The organism is Nocardioides sp. J9 (assembly GCF_007829375.1).
GTDB lineage: Bacteria > Actinomycetota > Actinomycetes > Propionibacteriales > Nocardioidaceae > Nocardioides.
Map to the genome: position 1 here is coordinate 29,076 of NZ_VLJQ01000080.1, position 10,494 is coordinate 39,569.

11 protein-coding genes are annotated in these 10,494 nt (G+C 73.6%); 3 read left to right on the forward strand and 8 right to left on the reverse strand.

Features of this window, described 5'->3' with window-relative positions:
* The first annotated feature begins 225 nt into the window (after positions 1 to 225).
* The gene (locus L615_RS13530) at positions 226 to 534 is read left to right on the forward strand and encodes a sigma factor (RefSeq protein WP_186449863.1); all 309 of its coding nucleotides are present in this window, start codon (positions 226 to 228) and stop codon (positions 532 to 534) included.
* 93 nt (positions 535 to 627) lie between these two features.
* Here the strand turns inward: L615_RS13530 and L615_RS13535 are convergent, their stop codons facing one another.
* From L615_RS13535 to L615_RS13545, 3 genes are all read right to left on the reverse strand, one after another.
* Positions 628 to 1,320, reverse strand: a complete 693-nt coding sequence (locus tag L615_RS13535) for an alpha/beta hydrolase (protein ID WP_261376689.1) — start codon at positions 1,318 to 1,320, stop codon at positions 628 to 630.
* A gap of 761 nt (positions 1,321 to 2,081) precedes the next feature.
* The gene (locus L615_RS13540) at positions 2,082 to 3,491 is read right to left on the reverse strand and encodes an NAD(P)/FAD-dependent oxidoreductase (RefSeq protein WP_145725394.1); all 1,410 of its coding nucleotides are present in this window, start codon (positions 3,489 to 3,491) and stop codon (positions 2,082 to 2,084) included.
* Between the two features lie 2 nt (positions 3,492 to 3,493).
* Positions 3,494 to 4,819, reverse strand: a complete 1,326-nt coding sequence (locus tag L615_RS13545) for a deoxyribodipyrimidine photo-lyase (protein WP_145725395.1) — start codon at positions 4,817 to 4,819, stop codon at positions 3,494 to 3,496.
* Positions 4,820 to 4,878: 59 nt separating this feature from the next.
* Between L615_RS13545 and L615_RS13550 the strand changes: the two genes are divergently transcribed.
* Both L615_RS13550 and L615_RS13555 read left to right on the forward strand, forming a co-directional pair.
* A complete protein-coding gene (locus L615_RS13550; protein ID WP_028655685.1) occupies positions 4,879 to 5,280 on the forward strand; it encodes a homing endonuclease associated repeat-containing protein in 402 nt (133 codons plus the stop codon).
* 24 nt (positions 5,281 to 5,304) lie between these two features.
* A complete protein-coding gene (locus L615_RS13555; protein ID WP_028655684.1) occupies positions 5,305 to 5,847 on the forward strand; it encodes a DUF4334 domain-containing protein in 543 nt (180 codons plus the stop codon).
* 17 nt (positions 5,848 to 5,864) lie between these two features.
* Here L615_RS13555 and L615_RS13560 read toward each other — a convergent pair whose 3' ends face one another.
* The 5 genes from L615_RS13560 to L615_RS13580 all read right to left on the reverse strand — a co-directional run bounded on the left by L615_RS13560 (position 5,865) and on the right by L615_RS13580 (position 10,197).
* Complete coding sequence (locus L615_RS13560; RefSeq protein ID WP_145725396.1) at positions 5,865 to 6,485, reverse strand: flavodoxin family protein; 621 nt, start codon at positions 6,483 to 6,485, stop codon at positions 5,865 to 5,867.
* A 512-nt stretch (positions 6,486 to 6,997) separates the two neighbouring features.
* Positions 6,998 to 7,912, reverse strand: coding sequence for an ABC transporter substrate-binding protein (locus L615_RS13565; RefSeq protein ID WP_036517656.1), 915 nt, complete (start codon positions 7,910 to 7,912; stop codon positions 6,998 to 7,000).
* 2 nt (positions 7,913 to 7,914) lie between these two features.
* Positions 7,915 to 8,622 carry an ABC transporter permease gene (locus L615_RS13570; RefSeq protein WP_051485772.1) on the reverse strand — a complete coding sequence of 236 codons (708 nt, stop codon included), beginning with the start codon at positions 8,620 to 8,622 and terminating at the stop codon, positions 7,915 to 7,917.
* Positions 8,619 to 9,374, reverse strand: coding sequence for an ABC transporter permease (locus tag L615_RS13575; RefSeq protein WP_084255093.1), 756 nt, complete (start codon positions 9,372 to 9,374; stop codon positions 8,619 to 8,621). Before L615_RS13575 ends, L615_RS13570 begins: the two co-directional genes overlap by 4 nt.
* A 10-nt stretch (positions 9,375 to 9,384) precedes the next feature.
* Entirely contained in the window at positions 9,385 to 10,197 is an 813-nt protein-coding gene (locus tag L615_RS13580; protein ID WP_036517654.1) for an ABC transporter ATP-binding protein, read from the reverse strand.
* Positions 10,198 to 10,494: the final 297 nt, after the last annotated feature.

Genomic DNA, 10,494 nt, shown 5'->3' on the forward strand with positions numbered 1-10,494 from the left:
CTCCCACATCCGCAGGACCGACGTGCTCACGCCCGCCTGGTGGGCGAGGTCGCCGATGGTCAGGTCGGCTGCCTCGCCGCCGGCCGCGTCACGGGAGGCGGGGCCGGGGGCTTGCGCGTCGGCGTCGGGATGGTGCATGCTCACAGCATAAATCTAAACAAACCGTTCAACAATCTTGTGTAAGTTTCCGCAGGGCGATCAAGGGAGACCGCGATGAGCGTCACGATGAATCCCACCGGAACGACCCGCTCGGTCGCAGTCGGCGCGGTCGACCCGGCCGAGCAGCTGCGCCGTGCGGCGCAGGGGGACCAGCAGGCCTTCGCGGCCTTCTACGACGCCACCTGCCGCCAGGTCTACCGCCTGGCCCTGCTGCTCGCTCGCGACCCCGCCGACGCCGACGACCTGTGCCGCGAGGCCTACGTGCGGGCCTGGCGCGAGGCCGCTGATCACGCCGCCACCGGCCTGCCCCCGATCGCCTGGCTCCTCGGCCTGGTCCGCGAGGCCCGCGCCGACCTCGACGACGAAGCAGCCTGACGCTCCCTTCCTCGCCCTGACGGCGAGGTTGACCCGAACCCGTCCCGACCCCCACCCCGTCCGCGGGCCGGGTGGTGAGCCAGGCGGATCCGGTCAGTGCACGGTGCGGTCGATGACCTCGCGCACGCTGTCGACGGCGAAGGCGTTCCAGCGCGGGAAGCCGCGCAGCAGGTAGTGCCCCAGCGGGCCCATGTCGGTGAACTCGGCGTCCGCGACGGACGAGGCCCGGTCCACGAAGCGCTTCGTCGCACGCGCCGACGTGATCCGGTCGTGCTGCCCGTGGCCCGCGCGCAGCAGCTTGCCGGCCAGCGGCTCGACCGAGTCCTCCGGCGGCAACCACGGCGCGAGCGCGACGACGCCGCGCACGGACGGGTGGTCCGCGACCGCGACCCCCGTGCGCGCGCCCATCGAGTGCCCCAGGACGACGACCGGTACGTCGTGCTGCTCCGCGATGTCCTCCAGCGCCCAGCGCGCGTCGATCACCGGCGCCGGCGCGGAGCCGCGGCCGGAGTTCCAGCCCTTGACTCCGTAGCGCAGCAGCGCAACGCCGACCCCGTCACTGCGCACCTTGCCCGCCACGTGGCGACCGACCGCCCGCGCCCGTCGCCAGGACAGGCTGCGCCCGTCGACCGGCAGCACGCTGCGCTGCGTGCCGCCGTGCAGCACCAGCACCAGCGCCCGCGGGTCCGGCGGCAGCCACCAGTCCGTGAAGGCAGGCCGGGGCACCGCGTCGGTCCGGGCAGCGGTGTCGCTGCCGCTGCCGTGGTCGGGGTGGGAGGGGTTCACGTCAACCATCACTGGTGATTCGTTGCCGATCGGCTGGCGGATTGGTCGATGCTCATGCTGACATGACGGCGCGAGCGCGTCGCCGGTCGAGGGTGGCAAGCCTCGGGTTCCCTTCGCCGGACTCCCGGTGGTTGAGGTGCGACGAGCGCCAGCGAGGAGCCTCGAAACCTCCGGGCCTGTCGGGCGGGCTGCGGCGGTCACAGCCCGGTGCACCGGTGCCGCTGGTTTCGAGGCTCGGCCGCGGGCGGCCTCGCACCTCAACCAGCGGCGGACGGCTCGGCGCTGGGGCGCCTCGCACCTCAACCAGCGGCGGACGGCTGGGCCGTGGGCGGCCTCGCACCTCAACCAGCGGCGGTTCGGGCGGCTGCGCGCCTGACTCCCGGTGGTTGAGGTGCGACGAGCGCCAGCGAGGAGCCTCGAAACCTCCGGGCCTTCCGGCGGACTGCGGCGGGCACAGCCCGGTGCATCGGGCCACTGGTTTCGAGGCTCGGCGCTGGGGCGCCTCACGKGTCATTCGCCCGAGCGTGTCGCCTGTCGACGACGGCGCGCGGGCACTCGCGAGCTCGGCCCGCACTTGTCGTCGACGCGCCTTCGGCGCGGGCGCCACGCTGCCGCGCGCGCGGTTGGCTCCGGCAGGTGGCTGGGTCCGGGTGGCGGCAAGCCTTGGGTTCGCGTCGCCTGACTCCCGGTGGTTGAGGTGCGACGAGCGCCAGCGAGGAGCCTCGAAACCTCCGGGCCTGCATGGCGGACTGTGGTGGGGTTCAGCGGCGGAGGTCGGCGAGGGCGAGGTGGGCGGCGTGGTGGCCGGCCATGCCGTGGGCGCCGGGGCCGGGTGGGGCGGCGGCGGAGCAGAGGTAGACCCCGGGGATGCCGGTCCGGTAGGGGTTGCGGCCCGGACGAGGACCCAGCACGAGGCCGGCGGGGGCCTTGGCGCCGGTGAGGATGTCGCCGCCGCCCCAGTTGGCGTTGCCGGTGGCGAAGTCGGCGGGGCGGGTGACGTGCACGTCGAGGACGCGGTCGCGGAAGCCGGGGGCGAAGCGCTCGACCTGGGCGGTGATCGCCTCCGTCGCGTCGCCGTCGAAACCGGCCGGCACGTGGGCGTAGGCGTAGACCGGGTGGGTGTCGCCGCGGGAGCGCGACGGGTCGGCGAGGAACTGCTGGCCCAGCAGCACGAACGGGCGCTCCGGCATCCGCCCGGCCGACGTCGTGCGCTCGTTGGCGACGATCTCGTCCGGAGACCCGGCGAGGTGCACCGTGCCGGCGCGACCCACGTCCGGGTCGCGCCAGGGCACGCCGCCCTCGACGAGGAAGTCGACCTTGAAGGCGGCCGGCCCGAACCGGTGGCGCCGGTAGGACCGGCGGGTCGCGGCAGGGAGGCGGTCGCCGTACAGGCGCAGCACGGCGTCGGGGGCGAGGTTGAGCACGACGGCGTCGGCGGGCGGGAGCTGGCGCGCGGACGTGACCTCGATCCCCGTCTCGACGTGGCCGCCGAGCGCGGTGAGCTCGGCGAGCATCGCGTCGGTGAGCGCCTGCGTGCCGCCGACGACGACGGGCCAGCCGTCGCTGTGCCCGGCGGTGAGGATGCCCAGCCCGATCGCGGACGACATCACCTCGGTCAGCGGGCGCATCGAGTGCGACGCCGTCCCGAGCAGCAGCGCGCGGGCCTGGTCGGTGCGGAACGCCCCGGCGAGGCGTACGGCGGGCAGCAGGGTCGGCGCGCCGAAGCGGCCCATCAGCAGCGGGTGCCGCGGCACGTGCAGCACCGGGCCGAGGATGTCGGCGGACAGCCGGTCCCAGGCGCGCGACGTGGCGCCGAAGAGCCGGCGCCAGCGGCCCGCGTCGGGGCCGAGCCCGAAGGCGGTGGTGTCGACCGAGCGGTGCAGCAGCGCGGCCGGCTGGTCGTCGAACGGGTGCGCGCAGTCGACCTCCGGCCACGCCCACTCGAGGCCGTGCCGCTCGAGCCCGGCCAGGGCGGGGGAGCGGACCGCCATCGGGTGGAAGGCGGCGCAGTGGTCGACGAGGACGCCGTCCCCGAACGGCTGGTGGGTGCGGGCGCCGCCGCCGACGTGCTGGCTCGCCTCGAGCACGGTGACCTCGACCCCGGCGCGGGCGAGGGTCAGGGCGGCGGCGAGCCCGTTGGGCCCGCTGCCGACCACGAACGCCGTCGCCATGCTCAGTCCTGCCCCTGGCGCAGCTGGTGGTAGGCCTCGAGCGTCGAGGACCGCTCCTCGGCGTGGTCGACGATCGGCTCGGGGTACTCACCCAGCGTGGGGTCGGTCAGCTCGGGCACCCAGCGGCGGATGTACTCCCCGTCGGGGTCGAACTTCTTGCCCTGCGTGGTCGGGTTGAAGATGCGGAAGTACGGCGACGCGTCGGTGCCGGAGCCGGCCACCCACTGCCAGTTGAGCTGGTTGCTGGCGAGGTCGCCGTCGACGAGGTGGCGCATGAAGTGCCGGGCGCCGTGCTGCCACTCGACGTGCAGGTCCTTGACCAGGAAGGACGCGACGATCATCCGCACCCGGTTGTGCACCCAGCCCTCGCCGAGGAGCTGGCGCATGCCGGCGTCGACGATCGGGTAGCCGGTGCGGCCCTGCGCCCACGCCTCCAGCAGCCGGTCGCGCTCGCGACCCTCCGCCCACGGCAGGCCCTTGAGGTCGGGCTTGTAGTAGTCGCGGGCGGACTCCGGCCAGAAATGCAGCACGTGCGCGTGGAACTCGCGCCAGCTCAGCTCCTTGCGGAAGGTCGCCTCGTGCGTGCTGCGGGCGTCGAGGTCGGCCAGCATGGTGCGCGGGTGGATCGCGCCCCACCGCAGGTAGGGCGACATCCGGGAGGTCTCGTCGAGGTCGGGCCGGTCGCGGACGTCGTCGTACGGCGTGCCGCGGAACTCCTCCCACCGCTCGAGCGCCGCGGCCTCACCCGCCGGGGGCAGCTCCATGTCCCCGAGGTCCGGCTCGTCGGGCAGGTCCGCGTCCGTGCCGCGACCGGACGTGTCGACCCAGTCCACCTGCGCGGGGTCGGACTCCGCCGGCGCGCGCCAGCCGTGGTCGACCCATGCCTTGAAGAAGGGCGTGAACACCTTGTAGGGCTGGCCGGAGCCGTTGAGCAGCCGACCCGGGGCGACGGCGTACGGCGACCCGGTGCGCACCAGCGGCACGTCACCCAGCGCCTCCTCGACGCGGGCGTCGCGGGCGCTGCCGTAGGGCGCGAAGTCGGCGGAGACGTGCACCGCGGACGCCCCCACCTCGGCGACGAGCTCGGGCAGCACCTCCTCCGGCCGGCCGTGGCGCACGACCAGTCCCGGACCGTGCTCGCGCAGGGCGGCGTCGAGCGCGCGCAAGGAGCGGACCAGGAACGCGCGACGGGCCGCGCCCGCAGGCCCGAGCAACGCGTCGTCGAGCACGAACACCGGCAGCACCGGGCCGTCGGCGGCCGCGGCCAGGAGCGCCGGGTGGTCGCCCAGGCGCAGGTCGCGCCGGAACCACAGGATGCTCGGGCTCATCGGGCCATGCTGGCAGACGGCGCCATGCCGACTGCCCGGATCGCGGCTACGGTGGCGGGATGCGTTCGCCCGAGTTCTCCGAGGACCAGCTCATCGCCGGCGTCGCCGCAGCCGCGGCGGAGCTGGGCGAACCGCTGACCGCCGCGGCGTACGACGCCTGGCAGCGCGCCCACGACGACGCGGCCTCGCCGGCGCTGCTGATCCGGCGCATCGGCTCGTGGAACGAGGCCTGCGCACGGGCGGGCGTGGCGGCCAACAAGACCCGCTCGTACTCGCGGCGCTGGACCGACGACGACGTCGTGGCGATCGTGGCGTCGTACCTGCGCTCGCCGGGGGCGACCGGCTCCTACGCCGACTACTCGGAGTGGGCCAAGCAGCAGGAGGGCGCCCCGAGCGGCCCGACGCTGCGGCAGCGGTTCAGCTGGGCCGAGGTCAAGAAGCGGGCGCAGGAGCCCGGCTGACCGGCGATGCGTGACAATGACAGCATGACTGTCATTCCCAGTGACCGCCTCGCCGAGCTCGAGCCCGCCTGCGCCCTCGAGGACGCCCTCGCGTTCTTCGACACGCTCCCGGCGGTGCGCGCCGAGGAGCTGACCGGTCGCTGGCACGGCCGCGAGCTCGCGACCGGCCACCCGATGGACGGCCTGCTCGAGGCGTCCGGCTGGTACGGCAAGCAGTTCGACTCCGTCGACGAGGTGCACCCGCTGCTGTTCCGCGCGCCCAGCGGCAAGATCATCGCCGCTGACCCGCGCCGGATCCCGTTCGGCATCGTCGACAAGATCCCGGACGGTGTGGTCGCCCGCGGTCGCGCCGTGATGGGCGCCGCGCTGCCAGCGCTGCGCACCAGCAAGCACCGGGCGCGGCTGCGCAACGTGGAGTACCGCGGCGTCGTCACCGCCGGGATGAGCTACGACCACCTGCCGATCATCGACCTGTTCCGGCGGGTCGACGAGCGGACCCTGCTGGGTTGCATGGACCTGCGCGACGCGCCGCCGTACTTCTTCGTGCTGGAGCGCGACGCGGCCTGAGCCGTCCGCCGGGGTGGTCACGCCGGCGGGTACGGCGACGCCTTGAGCAGCCGCGCGAGGTGGGCTGCGTTGGCCGCCAGGGTCTTCGTGGTCGTCGCGGTCTTCTCGGGCTCGGGGTCGAGGTCCTGGTAGTCCGTGCCCTGCATCGCCTCGCCGACCCAGTAGGTCACGCCGTTGGCGGGGACGGTGAAGCCGGTGTCGGACAGCGCCTGGTAGACCTCGGCGCTGGTGTGGTGCGCGCCGTCCTCGTTGCCGACGACCGCGACCGCGCCGACCTTGCCGCAGGTCAGCATCCGGCCCTCGTCGTCGGTCTCGCTGATCTCGGCGTCGAGGCGCTCGAGCACCATCTTGCAGACCGCCGACGGCTGGCCCAGCCAGATCGGCGTGGAGATGACGACGATGTCGGCGTCCATCACCTGCTGGCGGATCTGCGGCCACGCGTCGCCGTCGCCCTCGTCGGTGCTCACGCCGAACGCGACCGGGTGGTCGACGACGCGGACGATGTCGCCGGCCACGTCGTGCTCGGCCAGCGCCTCGAGAACGCGGCGGCCGATCAGGTCGGAGCTGGAGTCGGACGGGGACTTGCGCAGCGTGCAGCAGAGCACGAGCGCGCGCAGCGGGGTGGGAGAGTCAGCCATGCGCGCGCTGTACCCGCTGGGGCGCTAGCCAGCCCGGGCACAGTCCGCCGCGTGGGCCCGGTGGTTTCGAGGCTCCTCGCTAGCGCTCGTCGCACCTCAACCACCGGGGGGCGTTCATCCACCGGGTGACAGGCGCCTTCTGCCGGTGGTTGAGGTGCGAGGCCGCCCGCGGCCGAGCCTCGAAACCTCCGGCCCTGCCTACGTGGCTGTGGCGGTCACGGTCCGCCTGACGGGCCCGGTGGTTTCGAGGCCCAACCACCGGGGGTTGTGTTCGTCGTACCTCAACCACCGGGGGGCTGCGTGTCGTGCCCTCTGCCGGTGGTTGAGGTGCGAGGCGCCCCGGCGCCGAGCCTCGAAACCTCCGGGCCTGCCTACGTGGCTGTGGCGGTCACAGTCCGCCTGTCGGGCCCGGTGGTTTCGAGGCTCCTCGCTGGCGCTCGTCGCACCTCAACCACCGGGGCTGTGCTCATCGACCGGGCGACGAGGGCGACGCCGGTCATGCCGGGATCATGTCAGTCGAGGTCCTTCTCGGCGAGCCACTCCTTGGCGATCACCTGCGGGGAGAGCTTCTCCTCGACGCTGCGGGCGTTGAGCGCGATCAGGTCCTCGGGGGTCATCGCGGCGCTGATCTCGTCGATCACCTCGGCGGCGTCGTCGTCGACGTCGTCGCTGGCGACGGGGACGACGGCGGAGGCGAGGAAGAGGCCCTTGGTGTCCTCGAGGGTGACCAGGTCGTTCTTCTGGATCGACGGGTCGGCGGTGTAGATGATGCCGATCTGGATGTCGCCGTCCTTGAGCGCCTTGACGGTCAGCGGGCCGCCGCTGTCCTCGATGGGCGTGAAGGTGACGTCGACGCCGTAGGTGTTCTTCAGGCCCTTCGGGCCGTTCGGGCGGCTCTCGGCCTCGGAGTTCGCGCCGAAGACGAGCTTGTCGGTCACCTTGGCGAGGTCCTCGATCGTGGTGATGTCCCACTTCTCGGCGAACTCGCGGGTCACGACGTAGGAGTCCTGGTCGGTGGCCGGGGACTGCTCGAGCAGCCGCAGCCCGTCGGGCAGCGCGTCGGCCAGGGCGTCGTACACCTCGTCGGGCTTGGTGGCCGTGGCGTCGGGCTGGAGGGCGAGCAGCAGCGGGCCGGTGTACTCCGGGAACAGGTCGATGGAGCCGTTCTCGATCTCGGGGAGGTAGACCTCGCGCTGGCCGATGCGGAACTGCCGGTCGACCTCGTAGTCCTCGGCCTCGAGGGCCTGGGCGTAGATCTCGGCGATGATCTCGTTGGAGTAGTAGTCCTGCGATCCGATCACGATCGTGGAGGAGCCGCCGTCGTTGCCCGAGGACAGCGGGTCGTCGGAGTCGCCGCAGGCGCTGAGGGTCAGCGCGCTGGCGGCGACGAGGGTGAGGCCGAGGCGGCCCAGGGGGAAGCGGGTCATGATCAACCTTTCGAGGGTGCGGCCCCGGCGGGACCACGGGTCAGGGTGCCGCGGTCGCGGGTGCGGCCGCGGGAGGCGCGCTGGACGGCGCCGAGGAGCAGGTCGAGGACGAGCGCGAGCGCGGCGACGAGCAGCGCACCGGCCAGCATCTGCGGGTAGTCGCGGCTCTTGAGGCCGGCGAAGAGGTAGCGGCCCAGGCCGGTGTCGGAGATGTACGCCGCCAGGGTGGCCGTGGCGACGACCTGCAGCGTGGCCGCGCGGATGCCGCCGATGAGCACGTCGGCGCCGAGGGGGAGCTCGACGCGGGTGACGATCTGCCACTCGCTGTGGCCGAGGGCGCGGGCGGCGTCGACGGCGCCGGGGTCGGCCGCCTCGATGCCGGCGTAGGCGCCGGCGAGCAGGGACGGGAAGCCGAGCGCGACCAGCGCGAGCAGCGGGGCCTCGATGCCGATGCCGAGCCACAGGCCGAGCAGGGTGAGCAGGCCCAGGGTCGGCACGGCCCGCACGGCGCCGGCGAGCGCGACCACGACGAGGCGGCCGCGGCCGGTGTGGCCGATGAGCACGCCGAGCGGGATCGCCACCACGCCGGCGATGCCGACGGCGGCGAAGGTGACCCACAGGTGCTGCAGGAGGCGGGCGTCGATGCCGGACGGACCGCCCCAGTGACTGCCGTCGAGGATCCAGGCGAGGGCGTCGCCGAAGAGGTTCATGCCGACACCTCCGCGGCGGGGCCGGCCGTGCCGGCGGTGCCGGCGGGGTTGGTGGTGCCGGCGGTGCCGGCTGGGTGGTCCCGGTCCGGCGTGGTGCGGGCGGTCCGCGCGTCGCCCCGCACCCGGCGCTGCCACGGGGTGAGCGCGCGGCCGGCGAGCACGACGGCGAGGTCGAGCAGCACGGCGAGCACCATGGTGGCGATCACGCCGGTGGCGACCTCCTCGCGGATGCCGCGCTGGAATCCGTCGGTCAGCAGGCTGCCGAGGCTGGAGATGCCCACGAGTGCGCCGATCGTGACCAGGCTGACCGTGCTGACCGCGACGACGCGGATGCCGGAGATGAGCACCGGCAGGGACAGCGGGAGGTCGATGCGCCAGAACAGGCCGCGCCGGGAGTACCCCATCGCCTCGGCCGCCTCGCGGACCCGCACGTCGACGGTGCGGAACGCGTCGGCCGCCGTACCGGCGAGGAGGGCGGTGCCGTAGACGGCCAGCGCGACGACGAGGTTGGTCTCGCTGCGCAGCGGGATCGACAGCAGGACGGGGACCACGATGAGCAGCGGCAGCGCGGGCACGGAGTAGAGCAGGCTCGCGACGCCGAGGACGACCGAGCCGACCCGCGGCCAGCGCCAGGCGACGCGGCCGAGCACGACGGCGACCACGACGCTGATCGCGACGGCGGGCACGGACAGGAGCAGGTGCTGCCAGAGCAGCTCGAGCACCCAGGAGCGGTTGGCCTCCAGCCAGGTCATCGCGGCCGCCTCAGGCCAGGACGCCGACCGGGCGGTCGTCGCCGTCGACGACGACGCGGCGCCCGTCCATCTCGACCGTGCGCAGCGTGCGCTCGGCGCGGTCGCTGCCGACGAAGTCGCGCACGAAGTCGTCGGCCGGGTCGGCGACGATCTGCTGCGGGGTGCCGACCTGCGCGATGACGCCGCCGGTCCTGAGGATCACCACCTCGTCGCCGAGCCGGAACGCCTCGTCGATGTCGTGGGTGACCAGCACGATCGTCTTGCCCAGCTCGGACTGCAGCGCGAGCAGCTCGTCCTGCAGGTCGCGCCGCACGATCGGGTCGACCGCACCGAACGGCTCGTCCATCAGCAAGATGTTGGGGTCGGCCGCGAGCGCCCGCGCCACCGCCACCCGCTGCTGCTGCCCGCCCGAGAGCTGGCCGGGGAACCGCCTGCCCAGCGCCGGGTCGAGCCCGACCTTGGCGAGCAGCCCGTCAGCCGTCTCCCGCGCCGCCGCCTTCGCGACGCCGTTGAGCACCGGCACCGTCGCGACGTTGTCGATCACGCGGCGGTGGGGGAGCAGCCCGCCGGCCTGCGGGACGTAGCCGATCGAGCGCCGCAGCGCGACCTTCTCGAGGGAGCGCACGTCCTTGCCGTCGATCAGCACCGTGCCGGTCGTCGGGTCGATCATCCGGTTGACCATCCGCATCAGCGTGGTCTTCCCGGACCCCGAGGTGCCGACCAGCGCCAGGGTCCGGTGGCTCGGGACCTCGCAGCTGAACTCAGCGACCGCGACCGTCCCGTCGGGGTACGTCTTGCTGACGCCCCGGAACTCGATGCCCATGCTGCAGCAGCGTACGGGGATCCGGGGACAGTGCGCGGGCATCTCGCCGTCTGCCGTGGCAGGGGGAATCTTGCTGGGTGGGAGGTGGGGCGGGGGTGGGCTGCCGGCGGGCTGCCGGGCGGGCTGCGGGGCGGGCTGTAACACGTTGATCGCGGCTCTGGGGTGCGGTTGGCGGCTGTAACACGTTGATCGCGGCTCTGGCAGCCCCGTGACAGCGGGATCGGGGTGCTGGGTGGGGCGGGTACAGCCGTGGCGGGGCTGCCAGGTCGGTGATCACCGTGTTACAGCGGGCGCGGC

Coding starts and splice junctions, on each gene's coding strand:
- L615_RS13545 (WP_145725395.1), bottom strand. CDS start 4,819: ATGAGCCCGAGCATCCTGTGGTTCCGGCGCGACCTGCGCCTGGGCGAC.
- L615_RS13540 (WP_145725394.1), bottom strand. CDS start 3,491: ATGGCGACGGCGTTCGTGGTCGGCAGCGGGCCCAACGGGCTCGCCGCC.
- L615_RS13565 (WP_036517656.1), bottom strand. CDS start 7,912: ATGACCCGCTTCCCCCTGGGCCGCCTCGGCCTCACCCTCGTCGCCGCC.
- L615_RS13575 (WP_084255093.1), bottom strand. CDS start 9,374: ATGACCTGGCTGGAGGCCAACCGCTCCTGGGTGCTCGAGCTGCTCTGG.
- L615_RS13570 (WP_051485772.1), bottom strand. CDS start 8,622: ATGAACCTCTTCGGCGACGCCCTCGCCTGGATCCTCGACGGCAGTCAC.
- L615_RS13555 (WP_028655684.1), top strand. CDS start 5,305: ATGACTGTCATTCCCAGTGACCGCCTCGCCGAGCTCGAGCCCGCCTGC.
- L615_RS13550 (WP_028655685.1), top strand. CDS start 4,879: ATGCGTTCGCCCGAGTTCTCCGAGGACCAGCTCATCGCCGGCGTCGCC.
- L615_RS13560 (WP_145725396.1), bottom strand. CDS start 6,485: ATGGCTGACTCTCCCACCCCGCTGCGCGCGCTCGTGCTCTGCTGCACG.
- L615_RS13530 (WP_186449863.1), top strand. CDS start 226: ATGAATCCCACCGGAACGACCCGCTCGGTCGCAGTCGGCGCGGTCGAC.
- L615_RS13580 (WP_036517654.1), bottom strand. CDS start 10,197: ATGGGCATCGAGTTCCGGGGCGTCAGCAAGACGTACCCCGACGGGACG.